This is a genomic window from Limibacillus halophilus (assembly GCF_014191775.1).
Classification (GTDB): domain Bacteria; phylum Pseudomonadota; class Alphaproteobacteria; order Kiloniellales; family CECT-8803; genus Limibacillus; species Limibacillus halophilus.
Genome location: NZ_JACHXA010000005.1, coordinates 224,496 through 250,626 on the forward strand (window position 1 = coordinate 224,496; position 26,131 = coordinate 250,626).

At 55.8% G+C, this 26,131-nt stretch carries 24 protein-coding genes; 14 read left to right on the forward strand and 10 right to left on the reverse strand.

Annotation, left to right across the window (positions count from 1 at the left end; translation table 11 throughout):
* Nucleotide 1 precedes the first annotated feature (1 nt).
* The 4 genes from fabZ to lpxB are packed head-to-tail and all read left to right on the forward strand — an operon-like array spanning nucleotide 2 to nucleotide 3,296.
* Complete coding sequence (fabZ, locus tag FHR98_RS10830) at nucleotides 2-475, forward strand: 3-hydroxyacyl-ACP dehydratase FabZ (RefSeq protein ID WP_183416700.1); 474 nt, start codon at nucleotides 2-4, stop codon at nucleotides 473-475.
* Complete coding sequence (lpxA, locus tag FHR98_RS10835) at nucleotides 475-1,263, forward strand: acyl-ACP--UDP-N-acetylglucosamine O-acyltransferase (RefSeq protein ID WP_183416701.1); 789 nt, start codon at nucleotides 475-477, stop codon at nucleotides 1,261-1,263. The genes fabZ and lpxA overlap by 1 nt, the downstream gene beginning before the upstream one ends.
* Complete coding sequence (locus FHR98_RS10840; RefSeq protein WP_183416702.1) at nucleotides 1,241-2,101, forward strand: LpxI family protein; 861 nt, start codon at nucleotides 1,241-1,243, stop codon at nucleotides 2,099-2,101. Before lpxA ends, FHR98_RS10840 begins: the two co-directional genes overlap by 23 nt.
* On the forward strand, nucleotides 2,091-3,296 hold the full coding sequence (gene lpxB / locus FHR98_RS10845) for a lipid-A-disaccharide synthase (protein WP_183416703.1): 1,206 nt from the start codon (nucleotides 2,091-2,093) through the stop codon (nucleotides 3,294-3,296). The genes FHR98_RS10840 and lpxB overlap by 11 nt, the downstream gene beginning before the upstream one ends.
* Before the next feature lie 30 nt (nucleotides 3,297-3,326).
* On the opposite strand, the gene FHR98_RS10850 is transcribed toward lpxB, so the two are convergent.
* Both FHR98_RS10850 and gltX read right to left on the reverse strand, forming a co-directional pair.
* Nucleotides 3,327-4,622 carry a citrate synthase gene (locus FHR98_RS10850; protein ID WP_183416704.1) on the reverse strand — a complete coding sequence of 432 codons (1,296 nt, stop codon included), beginning with the start codon at nucleotides 4,620-4,622 and terminating at the stop codon, nucleotides 3,327-3,329.
* A gap of 67 nt (nucleotides 4,623-4,689) precedes the next feature.
* The gene (gene gltX / locus FHR98_RS10855; RefSeq protein ID WP_183416705.1) at nucleotides 4,690-6,117 is read right to left on the reverse strand and encodes a glutamate--tRNA ligase; all 1,428 of its coding nucleotides are present in this window, start codon (nucleotides 6,115-6,117) and stop codon (nucleotides 4,690-4,692) included.
* Nucleotides 6,118-6,517: 400 nt separating this feature from the next.
* Between gltX and FHR98_RS10860 the strand changes: the two genes are divergently transcribed.
* Nucleotides 6,518-8,488 (forward strand): ComEC/Rec2 family competence protein, encoded by a 1,971-nt coding sequence (locus FHR98_RS10860; RefSeq protein WP_183416706.1) that lies wholly within the window; start codon nucleotides 6,518-6,520, stop codon nucleotides 8,486-8,488.
* Between the two features lie 41 nt (nucleotides 8,489-8,529).
* On the opposite strand, the gene lexA is transcribed toward FHR98_RS10860, so the two are convergent.
* From lexA to FHR98_RS10890, 6 genes are all read right to left on the reverse strand, one after another.
* The gene (gene lexA, locus FHR98_RS10865) at nucleotides 8,530-9,225 is read right to left on the reverse strand and encodes a transcriptional repressor LexA (protein ID WP_183416707.1); all 696 of its coding nucleotides are present in this window, start codon (nucleotides 9,223-9,225) and stop codon (nucleotides 8,530-8,532) included.
* Between the two features lie 128 nt (nucleotides 9,226-9,353).
* Nucleotides 9,354-10,556, reverse strand: a complete 1,203-nt coding sequence (locus tag FHR98_RS10870) for a molybdopterin molybdotransferase MoeA (RefSeq protein WP_183416708.1) — start codon at nucleotides 10,554-10,556, stop codon at nucleotides 9,354-9,356.
* Nucleotides 10,556-11,032 carry a cyclic pyranopterin monophosphate synthase MoaC gene (gene moaC / locus FHR98_RS10875; protein WP_183416709.1) on the reverse strand — a complete coding sequence of 159 codons (477 nt, stop codon included), beginning with the start codon at nucleotides 11,030-11,032 and terminating at the stop codon, nucleotides 10,556-10,558. The genes FHR98_RS10870 and moaC overlap by 1 nt, the downstream gene beginning before the upstream one ends.
* A gap of 3 nt (nucleotides 11,033-11,035) precedes the next feature.
* Nucleotides 11,036-11,845: an indole-3-glycerol phosphate synthase TrpC gene (trpC, locus tag FHR98_RS10880; RefSeq protein WP_183416710.1), complete on the reverse strand. Its 810-nt coding sequence runs from the start codon at nucleotides 11,843-11,845 to the stop codon at nucleotides 11,036-11,038.
* Entirely contained in the window at nucleotides 11,842-12,876 is a 1,035-nt protein-coding gene (trpD, locus tag FHR98_RS10885; RefSeq protein ID WP_183416711.1) for an anthranilate phosphoribosyltransferase, read from the reverse strand. Before trpD ends, trpC begins: the two co-directional genes overlap by 4 nt.
* A gap of 15 nt (nucleotides 12,877-12,891) precedes the next feature.
* Nucleotides 12,892-13,485, reverse strand: coding sequence for an anthranilate synthase component II (locus FHR98_RS10890; RefSeq protein ID WP_183416712.1), 594 nt, complete (start codon nucleotides 13,483-13,485; stop codon nucleotides 12,892-12,894).
* A gap of 164 nt (nucleotides 13,486-13,649) precedes the next feature.
* On the opposite strand from FHR98_RS10890, the gene cueR reads away from it, so the two are divergent.
* Both cueR and FHR98_RS10900 read left to right on the forward strand, forming a co-directional pair.
* Nucleotides 13,650-14,051 (forward strand): Cu(I)-responsive transcriptional regulator, encoded by a 402-nt coding sequence (gene cueR, locus FHR98_RS10895; protein ID WP_183416713.1) that lies wholly within the window; start codon nucleotides 13,650-13,652, stop codon nucleotides 14,049-14,051.
* A gap of 393 nt (nucleotides 14,052-14,444) precedes the next feature.
* Complete coding sequence (locus FHR98_RS10900) at nucleotides 14,445-15,284, forward strand: divergent polysaccharide deacetylase family protein (RefSeq protein ID WP_183416714.1); 840 nt, start codon at nucleotides 14,445-14,447, stop codon at nucleotides 15,282-15,284.
* Between the two features lie 32 nt (nucleotides 15,285-15,316).
* Here FHR98_RS10900 and trpE read toward each other — a convergent pair whose 3' ends face one another.
* Together trpE and FHR98_RS10910 are read right to left on the reverse strand one after the other, a co-directional pair.
* A complete protein-coding gene (trpE, locus tag FHR98_RS10905) occupies nucleotides 15,317-16,828 on the reverse strand; it encodes an anthranilate synthase component I (protein WP_183416715.1) in 1,512 nt (503 codons plus the stop codon).
* A 13-nt stretch (nucleotides 16,829-16,841) separates the two neighbouring features.
* A complete protein-coding gene (locus FHR98_RS10910) occupies nucleotides 16,842-18,749 on the reverse strand; it encodes a SurA N-terminal domain-containing protein (protein ID WP_183416716.1) in 1,908 nt (635 codons plus the stop codon).
* A gap of 243 nt (nucleotides 18,750-18,992) precedes the next feature.
* On the opposite strand from FHR98_RS10910, the gene tpiA reads away from it, so the two are divergent.
* From tpiA to pdhA, 7 genes are all read left to right on the forward strand, one after another.
* Nucleotides 18,993-19,736, forward strand: a complete 744-nt coding sequence (gene tpiA / locus FHR98_RS10915) for a triose-phosphate isomerase (protein WP_183416717.1) — start codon at nucleotides 18,993-18,995, stop codon at nucleotides 19,734-19,736.
* 120 nt (nucleotides 19,737-19,856) lie between these two features.
* Entirely contained in the window at nucleotides 19,857-20,234 is a 378-nt protein-coding gene (gene secG / locus FHR98_RS10920) for a preprotein translocase subunit SecG (protein WP_183416718.1), read from the forward strand.
* Between the two features lie 207 nt (nucleotides 20,235-20,441).
* Nucleotides 20,442-22,067: a CTP synthase gene (gene pyrG, locus FHR98_RS10925; protein ID WP_183416719.1), complete on the forward strand. Its 1,626-nt coding sequence runs from the start codon at nucleotides 20,442-20,444 to the stop codon at nucleotides 22,065-22,067.
* Nucleotides 22,068-22,085: 18 nt separating this feature from the next.
* Nucleotides 22,086-22,937 (forward strand): 3-deoxy-8-phosphooctulonate synthase, encoded by an 852-nt coding sequence (gene kdsA / locus FHR98_RS10930; RefSeq protein ID WP_183416720.1) that lies wholly within the window; start codon nucleotides 22,086-22,088, stop codon nucleotides 22,935-22,937.
* 122 nt (nucleotides 22,938-23,059) lie between these two features.
* Nucleotides 23,060-24,334 (forward strand): phosphopyruvate hydratase, encoded by a 1,275-nt coding sequence (gene eno / locus FHR98_RS10935; protein ID WP_183416721.1) that lies wholly within the window; start codon nucleotides 23,060-23,062, stop codon nucleotides 24,332-24,334.
* Between the two features lie 191 nt (nucleotides 24,335-24,525).
* Entirely contained in the window at nucleotides 24,526-24,882 is a 357-nt protein-coding gene (locus tag FHR98_RS10940) for an FtsB family cell division protein (protein WP_246377713.1), read from the forward strand.
* Nucleotides 24,883-25,021: 139 nt separating this feature from the next.
* Nucleotides 25,022-26,104 carry a pyruvate dehydrogenase (acetyl-transferring) E1 component subunit alpha gene (gene pdhA / locus FHR98_RS10945; protein ID WP_183416722.1) on the forward strand — a complete coding sequence of 361 codons (1,083 nt, stop codon included), beginning with the start codon at nucleotides 25,022-25,024 and terminating at the stop codon, nucleotides 26,102-26,104.
* The last annotated feature ends 27 nt before the right edge of the window (nucleotides 26,105-26,131 follow it).

Genomic DNA, 26,131 nt, shown 5'->3' on the forward strand with positions numbered 1-26,131 from the left:
AATGGTCGGAAACCCATTGGGAGCGCGTGCAGATAAAGGGAACGTGGATATTTTAGGAATCATGGAAATGATTCCGCATCGTTATCCATTTTTGATGATCGACCGGGTCGTTGAGATTCAACCAGACGTATCTGCCGTGGGGATAAAGAATGTAACAATAAACGAGCCCTACTTTGCGGGGCACTTTCCACGTCAACCTGTAATGCCGGGTGTCCTTTTGGTAGAGGCGATGGCCCAAACGGCTGCCGTACTGGTGGTGGAGACCTTGGAGGGAGAGGCAGCTGGCAAGCTGGTTTATTTTATGACGATTGCCAACGCTCGTTTTCGCAAGCCCGTCGTGCCTGGTGATCAGGTCCGGATTCTGGTCCGTAAGACTAAGAACCGTGGCAACGTTTGGCGTTTCAAAGGCGAGGCTCAGGTAGAAGGGCGGAATGTGGCTGAAGCCGAGTTTTCGGCGATGATTATGGATCATTGATGGCCAAGCTACACCCGTCATCTATCGTGGAGCCCGGTGCGACGCTGGGCGATGGTGTAGAAATTGGCCCGTTTTGCCACGTCGGAAGCGATGTCGTTATTGGTGATAACTGCCGACTGATTAGTCATGTTTCCATTATGGGTCGAACCCGTATTGCTTCGCATTGCACGCTGTACCCGTTTTCCTCAATCGGGCACATACCGCAGGACCTGAAGTATGCGGGCGAACCTTCGGAGTTGGTCATCGGTGAGCGTACGGTGATCCGGGAGCAGGTTACCATCAACACCGGTACCCTTGGTGGCGGAATGATCACAAGTGTGGGCGCCGATTGTTTGCTGATGGTTGGCGTTCATGTTGCGCATGACTGCCAAATTGGTGACCGAGTGATTTTGGCCAACAACGTTACTCTGGCAGGGCATGTGCATGTCGGCGAGGGAGCCGTGATCGGGGGGCTCTCGGCGGTCTTACAGTTTGTCAGGATCGGCAAAGGGGCCATGATTGGCGGGATGTCGGGGGTAGAACAGGACGTCATCCCCTTCGGACTTGTTAAGGGAGACCGGGCGGCCCTAGTCGGCTTGAACTTAATCGGATTGAAACGCAGTTCGATGCCGAGCCAAGAGTTGGGCCAGCTTCGGTCAATTTACGATTCTCTGTTCGGCCCGATAGGGGAGCCATTATCGGAGCGGGCCGCACGTCTACGCGAGCTAGCTGAATACGGTCCGGCGGGGAAGGCCCTGATAGAATTCGTCCTGGAGCCATCGCAGCATGGAATCTGCCGACCCGACTAATCAGAAAGCGCCAGGGATTCTTGGGATCCTAGCAGGCAGCGGCGACCTTCCTCGGCAAGTTGCTCTGGAGGCCCAAAGGCGTGGGTACGGTGTTCTGGTCGTTGCCTTTGAGGGGCAAACCGATCCTGAAGCAGTTGAAGGTTTCAGCCATTTTTGGACGCAACTTGGGGCGGCCGGTGAAATTCTCGCTCGCTTGCATAGCGCCAAGGTGAGAGACGTCGTGTTGGTGGGGCCAATCCGGCGTCCCGGATTTTCTGCTCTTGCACTCGATAAACGTGCCCGCAAAGCGCTGATGAGGGCTGGAAAGTCCGTTTTTGGCGATGATGGGCTTCTCGGCGGAATTGTCCGTCTGTTGGAGGAAGAAGAGGGATTCAGGGTGCTTGGCCCAGAGCAGTTTCTGGCCAGGACCCAGCCGGTTGTTGTCGGTGTCTTAGGGCGCCACGCGCCGGATGATCTTGCGCGACAGGATATTGAGCGCGGCCTTTTAATTGCCAGGGCCTTGGGTCGGCTTGATGTCGGTCAGTCTGTCGTCGTTCAACAGGGCCTGGTTTTGGGTGTCGAGGCAATCGAGGGGACGGATTGCCTGTTGGATCGGGTGAGGGAGCTTAAAAGGCCCGGTCCTGGGGGGGTGCTGATCAAAGTCGCTAAGCCACAGCAGGAGATGCGCGTTGATATGCCCACGGTTGGTCCTGAAACCTTGCGTAGGATCATTGAAAGTGGCCTGGACGGCGTCGCGTTGGAAGCGGGACGGACACTGCTCTTGGAGCCGGAGAAGACGATTGAGTTTGCGGACGAGAGAGGTTGCTTCATAGTCGGTGTAACAGGCAATGAATTCTGACACGGTAAAGGTCTTTGTGTTCGCGGGTGAGCCTTCCGGCGACCAGTTAGGCGCTGCCGTAATGAAGGATCTTGCCGGCAAACTTAACGGGCGGATTCTATTCGCCGGTGTTGGGGGGCCGGCTATGGAGGATCAGGGTCTTCAAAGCCTGTTCCCAATGCATGATCTATCCGTGATGGGGTTGGTAGAAGTACTGGGTCATCTGCCGCGCTTGACCCGGAGAATGCAAGAAACCATCGATGCAGCGGTCTCTTTCCAGCCGGATTTATTCCTTTCGATAGATAGTCCATCCTTTTCGTTGCGCGTCGCAGAACGGCTAAGGAAAAGGCACCCAGATGGTTCGTTGCCCCTTGTTCATCTAGTTGCGCCCAGCGTATGGGCGTGGAAAGCATGGCGAGCGAAGGCGATGGCGGGGTACCTTGATCATCTCCTGACGCTCCTTCCCTTTGAGCCGCCCTACTTTCAACGTCATGGACTGCCTGCCACTTTCGTCGGGCACCCTGCGGCACATCTATCGGCGGATGCGCCAACCAAAGCCGCGGCAATGCGAACGCTTGGTTTGGCAGAAGAGCCGAATTTCCCGGTTCTATGCTTGCTACCCGGCAGCCGCCGAATGGAGATCGCGCGGCTCCTTCCTTTGTTCAAACAAACCCTTGGGTTTGTATTGCCAGAAGTGGCAAATCTGAAGGTTCTATTGCCGACAGTTCCGGCCGTTTCGAGCCACGTCCGTGAGGAGGTTGCAAAATGGCCCTGGCAGGTGACCGTGCTCGATGGGGACCAATTGAAGCGGGCAGCTTTTACCATCAGCGACGTGGCCCTGGCGGCGTCCGGTACCGTTGCTGTTGAACTGGCTGCGGCTAAAGTGCCGGCGATCATAACTTACAAAGTAAATGCAGTTTCGGCGTTCTTTGCTCGCCGAATGCTGAAGGTTCGTTATGTAAGCCTGGTTAATTTGATAATGGAGCGCGAAATACAGCCCGAGTTTATACAAGATCGTGCCCGGCCGGATCTCCTTGCTTCAGCAATCCTACAATACCTTGGCGACGGATCCGCCTGTGCACGCCAGATCGCAGCACTGGAACCGGCGCTCGCCCTGATGCAAGGTCCAACGGGAAACCCGGCGGGGCTTGCCGGTGAGGTATTGCAGAAACTGCTGGGCGAATCGGTAGAAAAAAAGCGGCTTCACATTGGATGAAACCGCTTTTTTGTTGGATAATTCAAAAGTTTATCGTTTGTCGATTGGTTTGTAGGGCCGTTCGGCGTAGCCCGTATAGAGCTGCCGAGGGCGGCTGATTCTCTGGTTGGGATCTTCAATCATTTCCTTCCACTGGGCGACCCATCCGACAGTGCGGGCGAGCGCAAAGAGGACAGTGAACATGGTCGTGGGGAATCCCATCGCCTTAAGAATGATGCCCGAATAGAAGTCAACGTTCGGGAAGAGTTTCTTCGAGACGAAATAATCGTCTTCCAGTGCGATCTTCTCCAACTCCATGGCGAGTTCTAAAAGCGGGTCGTCAACGCCCAGCTCCGAAAGAACCTCATGGCAGGATTTCTGCATTACCTTGGCGCGTGGATCGTAGTTCTTGTAGACCCGGTGGCCAAAACCCATCAGCCGGAAGGGGTCATCCTTGTCTTTTGCGCGCTTGATGAACTCGTGGATGCGGTCCTTATGACCAATCTCCTGGAGCATCAGTAGAACGGCCTCGTTTGCTCCACCATGCGCCGGTCCCCAGAGAGACGCTATGCCTGCTGCAATGCAGGCAAAGGGATTGGCGCCCGAAGAGCCAGCGATCCGAACCGTGGAAGTCGAAGCATTCTGCTCGTGGTCTGCATGAAGGATGAAAATACGGTCCATGGCCCGAGCAAGCGTGGGGCTGACTTTGTATTCCTCAGCAGGGACCCCGAAAGTCATTTGCAGGAAGTTCTCGGCGTAGTTGAGGCTGTTCCGCGGATACATAAAAGGCTGGCCGACCGAATACTTGTACGCCCAGGCGGCAATGGTCGGCATTTTGGCAATCAGGCGATGGCTGGCGATCATCCGCTGGTGTGGGTCACCAATGTCCGTGCTGTCGTGATAGAAGGATGAGAGGGCGCCGACGACCCCAACCATGATGGCCATCGGGTGCGCGTCTCGACGGAACCCCCGAAAGAAATAGTTGAGCTGTTCGTGAACCATCGTGTGATAAGTGATGGCTTTTTCGAACGCCAGCTTCTCAGAACGGGAGGGAAGCTCGCCATGCAACAACAGGTAGGAAACATCCATGAAATCACTGTGTTCGGCAAGATCTTCGATCCGGTAACCGCGGTGCAGCAGTATGCCTTCGTCGCCATCGATATAGGTAATCTTGGATTCACAGCTACCGGTTGAGGTAAATCCCGGGTCGAATGTGAAGTGTTCGGTGTCGCCATAGAGCTTGCGTACGTCGACCACGCTCGGCCCAAGAGTTCCTTCCATAACCGGGAGGTCCCAGCTCTTGCCGCTGGAATTGTCGGTGAGGGTCATATGTTTTTTTTCTGTCATCTCCCGATCCTCTTTGGTTTGGTCATTATTTAGATGCAGCGCAGCATAGAGCTAAAGTATTGGTGGATCAATTCACAGCGCGTTCATCAGCCAGAACAATCGTCGGTATCTCTCGCAAGCGCAGCAGGGTTTCATCGCGCCCTAGAATCGCCATGACCTCGAAAATACCTGGCGATACGTTTGTTCCGGTCAGCGCGGCACGCAACGGTTGGGCAACGTTACCAAGCTTCATATCGTGTGAGTCGGCATAGGCTTTCACTGTGCTCTCGCAAGCCTCTTCGCTCCATGCTTTCAAGTCTTCCAGCAGTGGCAAGAGCTCCTCTATCGTGGATTTACCCTGATGGTCGAGAATTTTCCCTGCCTTTTGTGAGAGGCTGTCCGGCCGCTTCACGTAGAAAAGCGCCGTCTCTGCGAGATGGTTCAGATTCTTTGCTCGCTGCTTGAGTCCGTTCATACCTTTAATCAAACGCTCGTTGTCATCCTGGCTTAGCGTCGCACCCAGTGTTTTCTCAAGCCGTGGGGCAATCAAACTTACAAGCCTGTGATCGTCGCTGTTCTTTAGGTAGTGCGCATTCAAGCTATCGAGTTTTGCGAAATCGAACCTTGAAGCCGAGCGGCCAACGGCGCCTAATTCAAACCAAGCCACAGCCTGTTCAGTAGTGATGATCTCGTCATCGCCATGGCCCCAACCCAAACGCAGCAGGTAGTTCCGCATGGCCTCGGGCAGGTACCCCAGGTCGCGATAGGCTTCGACCCCGAGCGCGCCGTGTCGTTTGGAAAGTTTTGCGCCATCAGGGCCGTGTATGAGGGGAATGTGCGCAAAAGCAGGAACCTGCCAACCCATCGCTCGGTAAAGCTGCGTTTGCCTGAAGGCATTGGTCAGATGGTCATCCCCACGGATAACATGAGTGATTCCCATATCATGGTCATCCACCACGACAGACAGCATGTAGGTCGGCGTTCCGTCGGCGCGCAGCATCACCATGTCATCAAGTTGGGCGTTCATGACCGTCACAGCGCCTTGGACGTGGTCCTCAATCACGGTTTCGCCCTCTTGTGGCGCCTTTAGACGAATGACAGGTTGCACCCCTGCGGGTGCATCGGCGGGGTCCCGATCACGCCAGCGGCCGTCATAGCGGACTGGTAGTCCCTTGGCCCGCTGCTCGCTTCGCATGGCGTCCAACTCTTCCGGCGAGGCATAGCAGCGATAGGCTAATCCCTTTGCAAGGAGTTCCTCCACAACCGCTGCATGGCGACCGGCGCGCTCGAACTGGTAGACAACATCTTCGTCCCAATCGAGACCTAGCCACTGTAAACCCTCAAGGATTGCTGCGATCGCCTCCGGCGTGGATCGTTGCCGATCGGTGTCTTCGATGCGAAGGCGAAACGTTCCACCATGGTGGCGGGCATACAACCAGTTAAACAAAGCTGTGCGTGCGCCACCAATGTGAAGGAATCCGGTGGGTGAGGGTGCGAAGCGGGTTACAATGGTCATGGCTGTCCAGCGTTTTCCTGTTGCAAGGCGGGAGGTCGTCAGGATGGATGGGGCTCTTACCACATATTACGTACCTTATGCCATCCTTGGGCATTGGATAACTCTCTCCAATGGAGGTTGTCAGGCTGTTGTCGGGTCGTCATTCTTAGTTCCAACCGATGCCCCGATTGGGATTTTCGGAACGGTGATCGCTAAAACGAAATCGAAGTAAAGCGGCGACGCCGGCTATCGTTGGGGGGCGAGCGATTTGGGCGCAAGACGCTGTTCAGTGTGCGGGTTCCTGGCTCGCGCGTTTGCGGGAAATTTTTTGGAAGAACGAAGCCGATGGATCCTTTGGGTGCCAGGCTTTTTCGGCACTGGCGTGGGCATTTACTTTTCGCTCTCAAAAGAACCTGCATTAATGCCGCTCGCCACGGTATCGCTTCTGGCTTGGATCGTAGTTCTGCTGTGCAAAGGCCGCGGTGTCCTTTGGCCGTTTTTGCTGGTCGCCCTGATTGCCTCAGGCTTGACCACCGCAAAGATCCGCACCGATCTTCTTGATGTTGGAGCGTTGAAACGCAAGGTCGGCCCGGTCGAACTTTCCGGCAGGGTCATCTCGGTAGAGGCGAGAGAAATGGGCGCCCGGATCGTCCTGGAAGACCTCAAAGGGCCGGAATTACCAGTCTCTGAATTGCCGACACGCATCAGGATTTCACTTCGGGACGGATGGCAGGAAATCCGTCCCGGATACCGTGTCACGGTGCTGACCATGTTGCTGCCACCAGCACGTCCTGCCTTTCCCGGCGGCTTCGACTTCGCTCGCAATGCCTACTTCCAAGGTATTGGCGCTGTCGGCTTTTCCTTTGGCAAGCCGTTGCTGGTCGCGCGGGCTCATGGGGGCGACAACCACACCGATTTGGCGATCTGGTTGGCCACGGCTCGACAATCACTTTCTGCGCGAGTCCGGGGAGTACTCCCCGGTGACACAGGCGCGCTGGCCGCCGCTCTAATGACCGGTGATCGGGGGGCTATTTCGCCGGAAAGCACACAAGCCATGCGCGACGCAGGGTTAGCACATCTTCTGGCTATTTCCGGTCTGCATCTAGGGTTGATCGCTGGTTTGGTGTTTGGCGGTCTTCGTGCGTTGTTCGCGCTTTTGCCGTTCTTTGCCCTTAGAGCACCGATCAAAAAGATCGCTGCGGTTGCCGCAGCACCGGTGGCTTTCTCCTATCTCCTACTTGTTGGGTCTTCAATCCCTGCGGAACGAGCATTCATCATGGTTCTGCTGGCGCTTGTAGCAGTGCTTATTGACCGATCTCCGATTTCATTGAGACTGGTTGGCGCTGCCGCGTTAGTGGTACTTTTTTTGCGACCGGAGAGTCTGGTTTCGGCGTCATTTCAGCTTTCTTTTGCCGCTGTGGTAGCGCTAATCGCTGTATTCGAAAAGCCGGAGGGTCGTCAGGTTAGGGCGACCAGGCAGCCGGGGTTGTCAGCACTCGGGGTGCCCATCCGTTATCTTGCGGTCCTCAGCATTACATCGGTTGTGGCGATAGTGGCGACAACCCCCTTCGCATTACACCATTTTGGTCGCTTCGCTGTGTACGGTCTTCTTGCCAACCTAATCGCTGTGCCGTTGATGGCATTTGGCATAATGCCACTGGTGCTGCTTGCTCTATTACTGGCGCCGTTCACTGCAGACGCTTGGATACTGAAGCTGATGGCCATCCTCTTGGAGCTATTGCTTACAGTCGCTCACTATGTTGCCAGCTTGCCAGGCGCCGTCGTGAAGATACCCAGTTTGCCGACCCTGCCTTTGGTCGTGATCGCCGTGGCTGGGCTTTGGTTGTGTATCTGGCGCAGGCCGTGGCGCTACATCGCACTACCAATCATCCTTTTGAGTCTTGGCGCGCCGCTGTCTCGCACTCCTCCTGACATTATCATTGACGAGTCCGCCGATCTGGTTGCACTGCGCGGCCCGAATGGTCACTACGGCTTCTCCACTCTCAGACGCCAAACTTTCGAGCGGCAAATCTGGATGGAGGCGCTTGGCAGCCAATCCGTTTTCGCCTGGGATGAAAAGGGTGATCGTAACGATTGGCTGAGCTGCGATGGATTGGGGTGTCTCTATCGCAAGGATGGATGGCCGGTCGCAATTTCCTTTGACGGGCGTGGATTGGAGGAGGACTGCCGGCGCGCGGCTCTGGTCATAAGCCTGGAGCCGGTTCGTAGCGCACACTGCGACGATATTCCCAGCGACCGGCTTTTCGACCGCTTTGATTTCTGGAGGAACGGTACGCACGCCTTTTGGTTGGATGCCCAGCGCGCATCAGTCACATATCGAACCGTCGAAAGCCTGCGCGGACTGCGTCCTTGGAGCGGTGGTCCGGATTAGAGTGATTGTGCTGGTTCGTGATACTAACTGCAGTACACCACTCAATAGCGCCTTAACAGCCCCACGAGTTTGCCTTGAACTTGAACGCGGTCGGGCGGGAAGATTCGGGTTTCATAACTCTTGTTGGCTGGTTCCAATGCGATTGACTGGCCGCGCCTTCTGATACGTTTCAAGGTGACCTCGCCATCATCGACCAAGGCTACGACGATCGCGCCGTTCTCTGCTGTTTCACACCTTTCGATGATCACCGTATCGCCGTCGAAGATACCAGCCTCGATCATCGAATCGCCCTCAACCTCCAGCGCATAGTATTCCGCGCGATTGCCCAACATGGTTGCTGGGACATCGACGAAGTTGCTGGTATCGCGCAAAGCTTCAATCGGCGTACCTGCCGCGATTCGGCCGTACAATGGTAGTTGGCGATTGCTGCCGTCACCCGCCAGTGAGGGCAGGCGTTGTACGCGTCCGAACACACCATGAATGACATTTGTATCATGGCCAAGGTCATGTGACTGATCATGGTCTTCCGGCAAACGCAGTACTTCAATTGCGCGGGCCCTATGGGCAAGCCGCCGAATAAAGCCACGTTCCTCCAATCCGCTGATCAAACGGTGAATGCCAGACTTGGATTTGAGACCCAGCGCGTCCTTCATTTCATCGAAGGAGGGGGAAACGCCATTCTCGGATAGATGACCGTGAATGTAGAGTAGTAGTTCCCGTTGTTTCCGCGTCAACATCGCGCATTCCCCGTTCAGGCAAGACAAGAACAAAATAGAAACGTTATAAATGTTCTAGTTTAGTTCCATTGCGCCGGTCAAGCATTTTTATGACTGTTGCGAGTCGTGAGCCAAAGGGTGTGCGCGCTTCATGGCCGGGGCAGGCGAAGGAAGGAGCAGGTCTCACCGGCCTTGGCCGCTCTGGCCTGCGGGCGGCGTATGATCAAGGCATCCGCGTGTTGTAGCGTTGCCAGCATCGAACTGTCCTGCCGTTCGAAAACTTTGAGCTTTGGGCCATTTCCGTCAGGTTCGACAAAAAGAGCGCGCAGGTAATCCTGGCGTCGATCATTCTCTTTCAAATCATGCTCGAGCAATCCCGTTTCCTCGCTTAGGGCAATATCGGGAGCGCCCAAGAGCTTGGCCATAATCGGCAGCAAGAAAAGATATCCGCATACGAGGCTGGAAACCGGGTTGCCGGGCAAGCCCAGTACGGGTAATTCAGGCCATCTGCCAAACATCAGCGGTTTGCCGGGACGCATCGCTATCTTCCAGAAATCAAGCGATAGATCGGACCGCTGCAGGGCCGACTGAACGAGATCATGTTTGCCGACGGAAGCCCCGCCTGTCGTAATCAACAGATCGCAGCCGCGCGCGCGGTCACGTAAATTATCCAGAGCGTCTTCCCGGTCCGCCGCGATACCCAAATTGACCGCGACGCCGCCAGCCTGCTCGATCAAGGCTGCCAGCGCCAAGACGTTGGAGCTGACAATCTGATTTTCCCGAATAGGATCGCCTGGCATCACGACTTCATCGCCCGTTGCCAGAAGTGCGATCCGTGGGCGTCTGCGAAGCGGCAGCCATGGCCTGTTCATGGCGGCGGCAAGACCGATTTCACGGGCACCAAGGCGCGTGCCGGCCCTGAGCTTGACCTCACCCTCCCGAAAGTCCAATCCGGCGCGCCTTACATAGGCGCCGCGTTTTGCGGTCTCCAGGATCGTGACTTCGTCTTCCGCCGCCTCAGTGTCCTCCTGGATGACCACGCTATCGGCGCCTGGCGGGACGGGGGCGCCGGTAAAGATACGCGCCGCTTCTCCGGCAGCCAACGCTTGCGGTGGCAGGCTCCCGGCCGGAATCTCCATTGTAACCTTCAATGTTGTAGGCACGTGAAGTACATCGCTTGCGCGCACTGCGTAACCATCCATTGCGGATACGTCCATGGGGGGTTGGGTACGGCGAGACTCCAGATCATCAGCCAAGACCCTGCCCAGACTGTCGGAAAGTGTGACTATTTCCGCGGGGGTAGTCGCAAACTCCTTGAGAATGCGCGCCTGTGCTTCTTCAACAGAAATCATTAAGACGCCTCATAAGTACCAGATTTTCCGCCAGATTTGTGAACTAGCCTTATATCACTAATGATCATGGCCTTATCCACGGCCTTGCACATGTCGTAGACGGTCAGACAAGCCACACTGACGGCGGTCAGCGCTTCCATTTCGACGCCGGTTTGTCCGACTAGCTTGCAGGTTGCCGTTACATCGATTGCCTGTTTTTCTTCGTTGAGTGTTAGGTCTACCTTCACGGAACTGAGGCTCAAAGGGTGGCAAAGCGGAATAAGATCCGGTGTTCGCTTCGCCCCCATAATTCCGGCGAGACGAGCAACTGACAGGACATCGCCTTTTTTCATTCCGCCGCCGCGCACAAGTTCAAAGGTTGCGGGCGCCATGACGATAGATCCTCGTGCGGTGGCGCTTCGTTCTGTCGCGGCCTTACCGGACACATCGACCATGATTGCCTTACCATCACTATCAAAATGCGTGAAATCACTCATGATTCAGGCGCTTTCGGAGAGGGACTGGGGCACCAGCGCCCGGGTTGCCGCTATAACGTCAGGTTGGCGCATCAAAGATTCGCCGATCAAGAACGCGGTGGCTCCGACAGCAGTCATGCGGTTCAGGTCTTGTGTGCTGTAAAGCCCGCTTTCACATATCAAATACCTGTCACTCGGCACGTTTGGGGCCAGCTGCTCCGTCGTTGCGAGATCAACCTCCAGTGTTTTGAGGTTTCGGTTGTTAATACCAATCAGCGGCGATTGTAACGCCAAGGCGCGGTCCAGTTCGGTGCGATCATGAACCTCAAGCAGGACATCCATGCCAAATTCGATGGCTGTCGTTTCCAGTTCCTCGGCCTGAGCGTCTTCCAGAGCAGCCATTATCAGCAGGACGCAATCTGCGCCCAACGCGCGCGATTCGACGATCTGATAAGGGTCGAGCATGAAATCTTTGCGGAGCGCCGGGAGATTTGTAGCCCTCCGCGCTTCCTCAAGGTAATGATCAGCGCCTTGGAAATAGGGTTCGTCGGTCAGCACCGAAAGGCAGGTTGCGCCACCCTCCTCATAAGCTTTTGCCAACGAACAGGGATCGAAGTCGGCCCGGATAAGCCCTTTGGAGGGAGAGGCTTTCTTAATTTCACAAATCAACCCGTAACCATGCGTCGTCGCCGCCTTGGCGAGAGCCTTTGCAAACCCCCGAGGTGCTGGATGGGCCTTTGCCTTCGCTTCCAAGAAAGCCAGGCTGTTTTGGGCCTTCATTGCCGCAATATGCTTGGTTTTATCAGCGCAAATCTTTGTCAGTACGTCGCTCACTCGGCGCCCTCCCGGCTTATTTCCGCCATCTGCTTGAGAACGGCTGCGGCTTTGCCGCTATCGATAGCGGCCGCGGCCTTCGTAGCACCCAACTTGAGATCGTCGACCTTTCCGGCAACGAGGAGTGCCGCTGCGCTACCGAGGAGGACGGTATCCCGGTAGGCGCTCTTCTCGCCAGCGAGTAAGGAGGAGAGGGCTTTCGCGTTCTCTTCTCCGGTTCCACCAAGAATAGTTTCCAGCGGGCTACGTGATAAGCCCGCGTCTTCTGGTGTGACTTGGAATTCGCGGATTTTGCCGTCCTTGAGTTCCGCAACCTGGGTCGGCCCGGTGATCGAGATCTCGTCGAGGCCGGAATCACCATGAACAACCCATGCGGCCTCGCTCCCAAGTTCCCGTAGAACTTGCGCCAATGGCAGGACCCAATCGGGTGAGAATACGCCAATTACTTGGCGTTTCACGCCCGCCGGGTTGCAGAGTGGACCGAGCAGATTAAAGATCGTCCGCGTCCCCAATTCAGCCCGTGATGGGCCAACGTGCCGCATGGCACTGTGATAACGCGGCGCTGCGAGAAATGCCGTTCCTGCCTGCTTGAGTGCCTTTTCAACCTTAGTCTTGTCTGCATCGATGTTGACGCCCAATGCCGTCAGCACATCGGAGGCACCGCTCTTCGATGACGCAGCCCGATTTCCGTGCTTAGCGACGGGGACGCCGCAAGCCGCCACGACGAAGGCAATCGCTGTTGAGATATTGAGTGTTCCCTTGCCGTCGCCACCCGTGCCGCAGGTATCCAGAGATTCCGGTGGTGCGACGATACGATCCATCTTCGCGCGCATGGCGCGTGCCGCACCGGTAATCTCCGGCACTGTTTCGCCCCGAACACGAAGCGCCATTAGAAAGCCGCCGATTTGGGTAGGGGTAGCGGCACCAGACATCATAATGTCAAAGGCCGATTCAGCTTCGGTTTCACTCAGGCTGTGGCCATCGGCCACACGCGCAATGAGCGGTTTCAGGTCATTGCTGCTTGCTGGCATGCTCTCGTATCCTTGTCAGGCGACGTCACGTACGGCGTTGTGTCCGGCAAGGCGCAGGAAATTGCCCAGTAGTTTGTAGCCATGCTCCGAGGCAATCGATTCCGGATGGAACTGTACGCCATGTACTGGTAAGTCCCGGTGTTGAAGCCCCATGATGAGGCCGTCTTCCGTCTCCGCTGTCACCTCTAGAACCTCGGGGAGCGATGTCCGCTCAACCGTTAGCGAATGGTACCGTGTCGCGGCGAAGGGAGACGGCAACCCGGAAAACACGCCGTTGCTCTCGTGCGATATAGAGCTGAGCTTCCCATGCATCGGAACAGCGGCCCGCACGACCTGGCCGCCATAAGCCTGCCCTATGGCCTGGTGCCCGAGACACACACCCAGTAACGGCACCTTGCCGCCCAGTTGTTTGACAACCTCTAGGCAAATGCCTGCTTTATCAGGATCACAAGGGCCCGGCGATAAGATGATCCCTTGCGGCTTGATGGCGGCTAGGTCCTTTACCGTAATAGCATCGTTGCGCCATACGCGAACTTCAGCCCCAAGTTCTCCCAGGAAGTGGAAGAGGTTATAGGTGAAGCTGTCGTAGTTATCTATCAGCGCAAACATAACAATGCCTTATAGAGAAGTGTTTCCGGCTCAAATCCGGTTCGGGTCTGCCTTTATAGCAGCGATTTCAGGGCCGTGGAAAGAACCCTTGACCTTCCAGCTACTGGAAGCCAGATATCGTATCTTGAATGGTTGATGTTCTTTTCGGCAAAGGAACCACGGACATGCGAATAGGCGAGGTTTCACGACGTACCGGCGTTCCGTCAAAGACAATTCGCTATTACGAAGAAATTGGCCTCATCGATGCAGCATCTCGCACAATTAGCGGGTATCGGGATTATGGTCATCATGAGTTGGAAACCCTGCGATTTATTTCAAGGGCGCGGGGTCTGGGATTCACCGTAGCTCAGGTGGAGGATCTGCTTGCGCTGTGGAATGATCGCGATCGCAACAGTGCGCAAGTGAAGCAAGTGGCGGCAGAACATCTGCGGAGAATTGATGAAAAGATCGCGGAATTGCGGTCGATTCGAGGCACTCTGTCGCACCTGATGGAGAATTGCCACGGAGATGACCGCCCAGACTGCCCAATCCTGGAAGGCCTTGAGGGAAAAACCAGCGACGCTTGAAGGACTTGCGGCCTAGGCATGATATAATTCCTCCGCGAATCGGGAGCGATTTGACCGGAGGGGGCAAGGGTGGAGCACACCAAGTATCGTGGCGCGGCACGACACGAGCATACTACTGGCAGTGTGCCGATTTCGATCCTAGACACTGAAGAGCCATGTCAGAAGCTTAGCAGAGAAACTGGAGCGTCAAATAAGCCGATGGCTTATTTAAAGCTTGTTTGGCTTGCGGGCTTTTTCATTTCGGTGCCATTTGGACCATCTCACACGGCGCAGGACTTGCGGGTGAAGGTGTTGATGCAGGCTCCGGTGCAAAACTCAAATCCGATTGAAGTGTCCCGCGGTACTGAGCTCGATGTGCCATTCCCGCTTCCATTAATCCCGCCATCGGATGGCATGTTGGATACCCTTAAGGTTTCGGCGGCCTTACCTCCGGAAACCGAAGACCTGGTGCAGCCAACAAGACCTTCGGAAACGCAACATTCGCCGACCGTAACCAATAGCGCTTTAGATAGCTGGAAACAGTTTGCGGTCAGTTATGACGCGGATCCGACCAAACCTTGGATCGCTATTGTTATCGACGATGTTGGCGTAAACCACGGGGGCGCCAAGATGGCTGTGGAAATGCCAGCACCGCTGACATTGGCGTTTATGACCTATGCGGACAACCTTGAGGAATTGTCTCAGCAAGCGCTTGGGCGTGGGCATGAATTGCTGCTGCATTTTCCAATGGAGCCCGATGACTTAAAGCGCAATGACCCGGGTCCAAATGCTCTTATGGTTGGATTGTCGGAGACGGAATTGGATCGACGCCTTGAATGGGGTCTCAATCGTTTCAAAGGGTTCGTTGGGCTCAACAATCATATGGGTAGCCGCTTTACCCGAAACAGAGTTGGCATGCGACGGGTCGCGCTTGCGCTGCGCAAGCGTGGTCTAATCTTTCTGGATTCCATGACCACCGGTAGCAGTGTGGCGGCAGCCGAGGCTCGACGGGTGGGCTTGACCGTGCTGGAGCGGGATATCTTTCTGGATCACATCCCGACATCTGAGGAGGTGAGGCGCCAACTCGCTCTGTTGGAGCAGCGCGCGAAGGCAAAGGGGTTCGCCATTGGGATAGGCCATCCCCAGACATTCACGCTGGATGTAATACGTGCCTGGCTTCCGATAGCAAGGGCAAGGGGCTTTGATATCGTGCCGATCAGCGTGATTGCTAAGCGTTTGGAAGGCGTTGGATGAACGACTAGGAGCGGAAAGGGTGCTTTACAGCCTCATCCGCGGTTCTTAGCGAAGGCCACAGCTTCTTCCGCCGCGCGAATCAAGGCGCGGGCCTTGTTGCAGCTTTCTTGGTATTCCGCCTCAGGATCGCTATCCGCCACGACTCCGCCGCCAGCCTGAACGTACATAGTGCCGCCCTTGATCACGGCTGTCCGGAGGGCGATGCAAGTATCCATATCGCCATTGGCGCCGAAATAGCCGACAGCGCCCGCATAGATGCCGCGGCGCTCTTGCTCCAACTCCTCGATGATCTCCATCGCGCGGACCTTCGGTGCACCCGACACAGTGCCGGCAGGGAATCCGGCAGCCAAGGCATCCAAGGCATCGTGGTTCGGGTTCAGTTTGCCGATGACGTTGGATACGATGTGCATGACGTGGCTGTAATACTCGATAGTGTTTCGTTCGGTCACCTTCACACTGCCGATCTCAGCGACGCGACCGACGTCGTTGCGTCCTAGATCTAGCAACATCAGATGCTCCGCCAGTTCCTTGGGATCACTCAGAAGGTCTGCGGCGAGCGCTTTGTCTTCCTCAGGCGTCTGGCCTCTGCGGCGGGTTCCGGCGATGGGTCGTATCGTGACCTGCGGCCCACGTAACCTGACAAGGATCTCGGGGCTTGAACCGACGATCGCGAGGTCATCGAGTTCCAAGAAGAACAGGAAAGGCGAGGGGTTAAGCCGTCGCAGAGACCGATAAAGGCTCAGGGGCGGTAGGTCGAACGGCAGCGCAAAGCGTTGGGATGGCACGACCTGGAATATATCGCCGGCCAGGATGTACTCTTTCGCTTTCTCCACCATGGCATGGTATGCCGTTCGCGCCATATTGGCCTTTGGTTCGGGAAGCGATGTTGCTGCGCCGACGACCGGCATACGCCGATCATGGAGCGAGCGCTCAAAGTCGGATGCAACCTCGTTCAACCGGGTTTGTGCTTCTGCAAAGGCCTGGGCACCGTTGATGCCTGCATCCGGCCAAACCGGTGTGAAAACCGTAATACGATCTTCGAGACGGTCGAAAACGGCCACGATCGTCGGCCTCAGAAACAAAGAATCTGGAACCCCCAGAACATCCTTGTTTGTTGCCGGAATGCGCTCGAAAAGCCGGATCATGTCATAGCCGAAGTACCCGATCAGAGCAGAGGCCATTGGCGGGAACCCTTCGGGCAGGGTAATGCGGCTCTCGTCGATCAATCCGCGCAGGCTGGTCAGCGCATCTTCCGTGACGGACTCAAAAGCATCAGGCATGGCGCGGGCACTACGGTTGATTTCCGCCTTGCCGTCCTTGCAGCGCCAGATCACATCGGGTTTCAACCCAATAAAGGAATAGCGTCCGATCGTCTTGCCGCCCTCGACCGACTCAAACAAACAGCGGTACCGCTGCCCGTCGGTCAGCTTTATGAATGCGGAAACCGGTGTCTCCAAGTCGGCCATCAACGTTAGAGATAAGACCTGAGGTCTGCCGTCGTCGTAGGCTTTGCAGAAATCTTCGGGTGTGGTGGCGGCAGTCATCGGGTTAAGACCTTCAGAAGTAATTTGAAAGCAATTGATTGACCTGCTGCTGGTTGACACTAACGCCGTAGTGTTGCCGCAAGGCGCCCATAAGCTGTACGAACAAATCCCCTTCCATATCAATGGCGGTCGCGGCCTCGATGGCTTCGAGGTCAGCCGTCCCGCTTTGCGGGTCAGCCGGTATGACCTCCTTCAATTGAACGACTATCTGACTGAGTTGCCCTTGTGTCGTTTCGGTGTCTCCCGGTGCAAGGGCAAATAGGCTGCGGGTGAACTGCGGGGACGGCACTTTCTCGCCGCTTCGCTCGTCACGCTTGACGGGGGATGTTTCCTCTACCGCCAGATTGGCGGTGTCGGGCGCATCGACAGCCTTGATCGCGGCATCAAGGGTTACCCCTTCTTGAACCTTTGCGACAATCGCCTTGGCAAGCTCTTCGGCAAGGCGCTCCCGTTCTTGGCGTTTCCATGCCCGCAGGACCTGCTCACGGACAGCGTCCAGCGGTTGCTCGGCCTGGGGTGTGATGCCGTTGACGCGCACGACGTAATAGCCGTTGTCACCGGTATCCGTGACAATGCTTTCTTCATTGGCGTTGGTTTCGAAAACGGTGCCTACGATTCGATTGCGTGGTTCAAGGAACGCAATCGGTTCTTGATCACGATCCCTGCCGAATCGGTCGATCGCATCGAAGCTCTCGATCGGTAGGTTCAAATCACGGGCCGCATCCTCCAAACTCGCACCCGAGGCGAGCGTATCATCCAGCGAGTTTGCGATGGAAACCAGCGTATCGACGGCTTCGCGAAGCCGGAGGTCACGTTCAACTTGATCGCGGACCTCTTCGAAACCGCGTTGCACACCCGGTACGATGTTGTCGACGCGCACGATATGAAATCCAAGAGGCGATTCTGCGGGCCCGCCGACCTCTCCATTCCTTAGTGCGTATGCCGTTTTCTCCAGATTCTCCGGCAGTTCACCTGGCACGATCTCACCTAGAGTGACCGGTGTTCCGACTGCCAATTCGGTTGCGGCTTCCTCCAGAGTCTTACCGTTTTCGACCAGCGCGAGGACTTTATCGGCCGTTTCGTTATCGGGAACGACAAGCTGAGTGATGCTGCGTTTTTCGGGGTCGTTGAATTCCTCGCGGCGTTCCTCGTAGGCCGCCAACAGCGCTTCCTCGGTCACGCTGACTTCGTCGACCAAATCCTCGGCGGTAAAGCGGATGATTGTCGCTGATCGGTATTCAGGCGAGAGAAAGGACTGTTTGTTGTCGTTGTAGTAGCTCTGGAGCGTGACTTCATCGGGGTCTGGCACATCGACAAAGCTGTTGTTGTAAACGACAACGTAGCGCCCGACGCGCTTCTCTTCTTCATAGGCGAACAGGCGCTCGGCTACAAAACCGGGAAGCTTGACCGCGGACATGCTCGAATCAAGGACCTGCTGACGTTTGGTGCCATCGCTAAGACTGCGGACAAATCCAGATTCCGAAAGGTTGTTCGCCCGTAAAGCGCTACGTACGATGTTGGGATCGAACTTTCCATCAGGGCCCTTGAAGTTCGGATCGTTCCGCAAACGCTCCTCGATCTGCGCTTCACTTACGGCCATACCCAAATCATCGGCCAGTGAATCAAACACAGCTTGGGTAACAATACGATCCAACGCACGCTTTGCCAGTCCAAAGGTCTGAATCTCCTCCTGGCCGATTGTACGGCCCAGGGCCTGCTGCGTTCGACGTACCTCTTGCTGCAGATTGGTTGCGAACTCCTGCTGTGTCACCTCACGGTCGCCGACCGTTACCACTGTGGTATCGACGCCGACGGTGCGGAAGATATCGCCAATGCCCCAGACCACGAAACTGAGGATCAAAAGCCCAAACAGTATAAAGGTTACGAATTTCGCACCCTTGCTGCGCATTTTCATGAGCATCGAGGAGAGGTCCTTTCTTATCTTCTGCCCAAGCCGCCGGTTCAGCTTTTGTTACCGCAGTATAGCCTTCACCTAGCTGGCGATCCCCCATCGGGACTATCCTGTGGACCGACCGGCGCGCATCTTAGTGAGGCCAAGCTAACCCGGCAACAAGCAAAGATTCAACGCCGGTAGTGTACTGGCTTTGGACCTATCGCTGTGCTACCTCGTTTGCGGAACATGATAGTACGAAGGGTTTGAGCCATGCGACGCAAACTTATTGCCGGAAACTGGAAAATGAACGGACTTCTGGCAGAAGGGACCGCTCTGGCGGAAGCATTAGTCAATTTACAAGCTTCCAATTCCGTGAACTGTGATTTGTTGATAGCACCGCCAGCGACGCTGATTTCACCGCTGGCCACGTTACTTTCGGGTTCGGGTATAGCGTTGGGTGGGCAGGATTGCCATTGTGAACCGAAGGGCGCGCATACAGGCGATATCTCTGCTGCGATGCTAGCGGATCTGGGATGCCGGTTTGTGATTGTCGGCCACTCAGAGCGGCGCAACGATCATGCCGAGAGCAATACAGTGATACGACAAAAAGCCCGTGCCGCCCAGGCAGCGGGAATGACACCGGTGATCTGCGTTGGTGAAAGCTTGGAAGAACGGGAAGCGGGGCAGGCCGAGGCCTGTGTGGCCGATCAAATTCGAGGTTCACTGCCAGACGACGGAGAGGCTGTGCTGGCGTATGAGCCGGTATGGGCAATCGGCACAGGGCGAAGTGCGACGCCAGAAGACGTTGCACGTATGCATGAGGCCATTCGGAAGGTCACGGGCGAGGTGCGGGGTGCTGATTATGCTGCGCGTTGCCGAATTCTCTATGGCGGTTCGGTAAAGCCGGCAAATGCAGGTGAACTGCTGCAGTTACTAGACGTAGATGGCGCGTTGGTTGGTGGCGCTAGTCTTGTTGCCGAAGATTTTTGGGCTATTGCGCAGGCTTGCCCCTAGCAATCGGCGGTCAAAGCGGTTAAATACCCGCCGAACACTCCTTACCTAGAGAGGAGATGGAGACCGCCTCCGACTTTAGGCTGCGCGGCCTTGTAACTATTGAAGAGAAGCGTTGGGCTCATGTTCTCGATCATTCTTGTAATACATCTGCTGATCACCCTGGCCCTAATCATCGTCGTGTTGCTCCAACGCAGCGAAGGCGGCGGATTGGGTATCGGTGGCAGCGGCGGCGGCGGCGGCGGCGGTGGCGGATTTTTGACCGGCCGCGGTACCGCAAACCTTTTAACGCGTTCTACCGCCGTTCTGGCGGCTGCCTTCATGATGACAAGCATTGCGCTGACAATTCTCTCTGGCGGCGGCGGCGAGCAGCGATCAATCCTAGATAACTTAGGCGGTGGTAGCGATCTACAGCCGTTGCGTCCGCTGGAAAGTGTCCCTGCCGAGGGAGCTCCGGCTGGTGGTCAGGAAGGTGGCAGTTCGCAAGTTCCGGTGCAGTAAGATACTGGAAGTGCCGAGTCGCGCCGGGGTGGTTGTCTGCCCCGGCGTTTTGCTGACTGTCGTTAATTGTCGGGGTTGGTTCTAAAAATTGGAATTGGCCTAGTTTCAATGTGTTAGGCGTTCGCTTCCACAAAAGAGAATGCTTTGGTTAACCAGTAGAGAGGCGAGGCTTGCCCTGCAGGGGTTTAGGCCCGATAGTGTCCTTCCATGGCGCGATTCATATTCATAACTGGCGGCGTGGTCTCCTCCTTGGGTAAGGGTCTTTGTTCGGCAGCGCTGGGCGCGCTGTTGCAGGCTCGAGGCTTTAAGGTTCGGCTGCGTAAACTTGACCCCTACCTGAACGTCGACCCCGGTACGATGAGCCCCACCCAACATGGTGAGGTTTACGTGACCGATGACGGAGCTGAGACGGACCTCGACCTTGGTCACTACGAACGCTTCACCGGTGTTCCTGGACGCAAGAGCGATAATGTAACCACTGGTCAGATTTACTCGAAGGTGATCGCCCGAGAACGCCGCGGCGATTATCTCGGCGCAACGGTACAGGTCATTCCTCATGTAACAGATGCCATCAAAGAGTTCGTTCTCGGCGATATTGACGATGAGGATTTTATCGTTTGCGAGATCGGCGGAACCGTCGGCGACATCGAAGGTCTACCGTTTCTCGAGGCGATCCGACAGCTTGGCAACGAGCTGGGGCGCGAACGGGCTTTATTCATTCACCTGACCCTCTTGCCCTATATCAAGACCGCAGGTGAATTGAAGACGAAGCCAACTCAGCACTCCGTGAAGGAACTGCAATCCGTCGGTATTCGTCCGGAGGTTTTAGTTTGCCGCACCGAGCAGCCGATCGACGAGGGCGAGCGGCGCAAGATCGCCTTGTTCTGTAACTTGCGACCCGAGGCAGTGATTCAAGCTCTCGACGTTGACAGCATCTACGCAGTTCCACGGGCCTATCATGAGGAAGGACTGGATACGGAGGTTTGCCGACACTTTGGATTGGACGTCAAGGAGCCTGATCTTACAGTGTGGGACGGTGTCGTCGAGCGAGTGCGCCAGCCCGACGGTGAGGTGACAATTGGCGTAGTTGGCAAGTATACCAGTTTGATAGATTCCTATAAATCATTGGCCGAAGCCCTGACACACGGCGGTATTGCCAACAACGTCAAGGTCAAGATCAACTGGCTTGATTCGGAGATTTTTGAGGAAGACGGCGCAATCCAGCATTTGGAAGACGTGCATGGAATCCTCGTCCCCGGCGGTTTTGGAGAGCGGGGGAGCGAAGGCAAAATCAAGGCGGCCGGTTTCGCGCGCGAGCGGCAAGTCCCCTATTTCGGCATTTGTTTCGGAATGCAGATGGCGGTCATCGAAGCAGCGCGAAGCCTGGCAGGCTTTCCGGGCGCGGGATCATCTGAATTCGGGACCCCAAAAGATCCGATCGTTGGATTGTTGACTGAATGGACCCGTGGCAATCGGGTCGAACGACGGGACAACGACAGCGAATTGGGTGGCACGATGCGCCTTGGCGCCTATTCCTGTATACTGCGCGACGGTTCTCGGGTCTTGGATATTTACGGAGAGCGCGAGATCACCGAACGCCATCGCCACCGCTACGAGGTCAATATCAATTACCGGGAAGCGTTGGAGCGTTCCGGTTTGACCTTTTCCGGCTTGTCACCGGATGGTGAGTTACCTGAAATTGTCGAACTGGCCGACCATCCTTGGTTTATTGGCGTACAATTTCATCCGGAGTTGAAATCGAAGCCCTTCGACCCACATCCGCTCTTCACTGCCTTTATCAAGGCAGCGGTTGAACAATCTAGGCTCATGTAGAGCAGGAAGAGATACATTATGTCCGGCACGTCCGCGCAACGCGTTTCAATCGGGGAACTGGAGGTCGCGAATGATAGACCCTTTACCCTGATTGCCGGGCCCTGTGCGATTGAAAGCCGGGCCCATGCGCTAGAGACCTGTGCGTCGATTAAGGAGATCACCGATCGTCTGGGAATCGGTTTGATTTACAAATCCTCGTTCGACAAGGCCAACCGCACGAGCCTAAAGGCCGTGCGTGGGATCGGCATGGCCGAAGGCATTGATATTCTCGCGGACGTCAAGGCGACTTACGCTTGCCCGGTTCTGACCGATGTCCATGCAGCCGAACAGTGTGCGCCGGTTGCCGAGGCGGTCGATGTGCTTCAGATACCGGCTTTTCTGTGCCGCCAGACCGATTTGCTTGTAGCCGCGGCGCAAACCGGCGCTGCGATCAATGTAAAAAAAGGTCAATTCCTGGCTCCATGGGACATGATCCAGGTTGTGGCCAAGCTCCATGGTTCCGGCAACGACCGGGTGTTGGTTACGGAGCGAGGAGCGTCGTTTGGGTACAATACGCTCGTTGCCGATATGCGGAGCCTACCAATCATGGCGCGTGATACGGGCAGCCCGGTGATTTTCGACGCGACCCACTCAGTTCAGCAACCTGGTGGAAAGGGTTCGGCTTCGGGTGGGCAGCGCGAGTTCGCACCGGTATTGGCGAGAGCGGCAATCGCTGTCGGTGTCGCTGGTGTTTTCGCAGAGACACATCAAGATCCCGATTCAGCGCCGTCCGATGGTCCGAATATGATACCGCTCAAGGAGCTAGAAGGCGTGCTTTCCATTTTGGTGGCGCTCGACGCTATAGCCAAAGCCAATCCCGTTCGGATCTAACCGGGCGCTAACGGCGTCAATTTCTTCCAACTTCATGCCGTCGTTCTTGCTCCGAGGGGGCGGAGCGGGTATTCCTGCGCCCAATGTATGGACCCCTTTCAGAAAAGAGGCTGTGAGCTGAGATGACCGTCATTGTCGACATTCATGCGCGCGAAATCCTGGATTCCCGAGGCAATCCGACCGTTGAAGTCGATGTGGTGCTTGAAAGCGGGGCTTTCGGACGTGCAGCCGTACCGTCGGGTGCATCAACGGGTGCGCATGAAGCGGTCGAATTGCGGGATGGCGACAAGAAGCGCTATGGCGGGAAAGGGGTCTTAAAAGCTGTTGAGGCCGTCAATGATGAGATCGGTGAAGCACTTCTGGGCTACGATGCCGAGGAGCAGGTTCATCTTGATCAGTTGATGATCGAACTCGACAGCACACCGAACAAATCCCGCTTGGGGGCCAACGCTATCCTCGGTGTCAGCTTGGCAATCGCAAAAGCTGCGGCAGAGGAGGCCGGGTTGCCGCTTTATCGTTACCTTGGCGGGGCCTATGCCCGGACACTGCCGGTTCCCTTGATGAACATCATCAACGGCGGTGCACATGCGGACAATGCCTTGGACTTTCAAGAGTTCATGATTATGCCAGTTGGGCAGGAATCCTTTGCCGAGGCCTTACGTTGCGGCGCCGAAGTTTTTCACTCCTTGCGCAATCAGCTTTCCGATGCGGGTCACAATACGAATGTTGGGGACGAGGGTGGCTTTGCCCCTGATATTGGCTCATCCGAGGAAGTCTTGGGCTTCGTTATGAAGTCTATCGAGAAAGCCGGCTATCGCCCGGGCGAAGATGTCTTGCTGGCGTTGGATTGTGCTTCGACCGAGTTTTATCGCGATGGTCTCTACGACCTGACGGGTGAGGGGCGTAAGCTTGATGGCGGGGAAATGGCGGCATACCTGGAACACCTCAGTTCAACCTTCCCCATTGCATCCATAGAAGATGGTATGGCCGAAGATGATTGGGAAGGATGGAAGACCCTTACCGGGCGAATTGGCTCAAGAGTGCAGCTGGTGGGAGACGACCTGTTCGTCACCAATCCCGAGCGCCTGCGCCGGGGCATCGCCGAATCAGCGGCAAATTCGATTCTTGTGAAGGTCAATCAGATTGGCACCTTAAGTGAAACATTGGAGGCCGTAGAAACCGCCCATCGTGCGGGCTTTACCGCCGTCATGTCGCATCGGTCCGGAGAAACCGAGGATTCGACAATTGCCGACCTGGCCGTTGCAACGAACTGTGGGCAGATCAAAACTGGCTCGCTGTCGCGCTCTGATCGCCTTGCAAAGTACAATCAGCTCCTTCGAATCGAGGAAGAGTTAGGCGGCGCCGGGCGATATAATGGCGTTTCTCTGCGCCGTTGATAGATCGTTTGATAGATCCGGAGTTGTGTTCACTGCGTGCTGGATCCACAAGATGTGGTTGTGATGGCATTCCAGAGAGAGTCCAAAACCAGAACAAAGCGCTATCTGAGCAACAAATTGAATCCTCTTGGAATCATTGAGTTTTTTGACTTGTTCTCCGAGTCGTTTCATGATTCCATAAGGGCATGACAATGGTTCAGGAAATACGCAAACGGGGTGTCGCCGTTTCACTGCAGGCCTTCGCGGCCTGTATGGTGGTGTATTTTGGCTATCACGCTGTACAGGGTGAGCGCGGTTTCCTGTCTTATGTGAAGCTAAATAAGGAATTGGCTCAGATTGCAGCCCAAGAGGCTGCCGTTGCCAAAGAGCGACGTGAGTTAGAGACACAGGTCGCGGGCTTGAGGCCGGAGAGCCTTGACCTCGACTTACTCGATGAACGAGCACGGCTTTTACTCAATTATGGCAGCGGCGACGAAGCCGTTGTTTGGCTCGGTGAAGCATCTGGCGAGAGTGCTGTCGAGCCGGTCACGGGCGAAGATAACCAATAACAAGTTAAACAAAGAAAATGCGGCAATTGCAATGAGTTAACGCTCATTGCAATTTGTCGTTTTTAGCCTTACTTTGAGATTGTTATGGAACGCGACCGCCCTGACGCGGCCGCCCAGCAATCAAAAGCGGGGAGAGCCAATGGCGACCAAGAGTGGTGCTGCCGCCAGTAAGGCGGCTTCTGGAGCGACTCGTTCGCGAAGCCGCAAAGCCACAACGGCCCAAAAGTCTCGAACTCAAAAGGCCGGATCCACAAATTACAGTGCCGACGAACTTCTGAAGTATTACCGCGACATGCTGCTGATCCGACGCTTCGAGGAGAAGGCCGGGCAGATGTACGGCATGGGCCTGATAGGTGGGTTCTGTCACCTTTATATCGGCCAGGAAGCGGTCGTAACGGGCATTCAAGCCTCAATGCAGGAAAGCGATTCGGTCGTGGCTTCCTATCGGTGCCATGGCCACATGCTCGCTTGCGGTATGGACGCCAAGGGCGTGATGGCGGAATTGACTGGCCGGCGCGGCGGCTATTCCAAGGGTAAGGGTGGCTCCATGCATATGTTTAGCCGCGAGAAGAACTTCTTCGGTGGCCACGGCATAGTGGGCGCTCAGGTACCGATTGGCACCGGCATAGCCTTCGCGCAAAAGTATCTGGGCGAGAACAGTGTTCATTTCTGCTACTTGGGTGACGGCGCGGTTAACCAGGGACAAGTTTACGAATCCTTCAATATGGCCGCGCTCTGGAAAATCCCGATCGTCTATGTAATCGAGAACAACCGCTACGGAATGGGAACCAGCGTGCAGCGCGCGTCTGCATCAACCGAGCTTTATAAACGCGGAATGGCTTACGGCATTCCAGGCGTTCAAGCCGACGGCATGGATGTAATCAAAGTGCGTGACGTCGCACGTGAAGTGATCCAGAAGGTTCGTGGTGGCGCGGGGCCCTATATTCTCGAAGTCATGACCTATCGATATCGCGGGCATTCAATGTCTGACCCGGCGAAGTATCGGTCTCGCGAGGAAGTTCAGAAAATGCGCAGCGAGCATGATCCGATAGATCAACTCAAAAAGCTGATTCTGGACAACAAACTCGGCGAGGAAGATGCGTTGAAGAAGATCGACCGCGAGGTGAAAGATATTGTCTCAGATGCCGCGGAATTCGCTCAGAACAGCCAGGAGCCGGATCCGTCTGAGCTCTACACAGATGTTTATGCAGCGCCGCTTTAGGGCAGCCGGTAACAGGATATAGGGAGG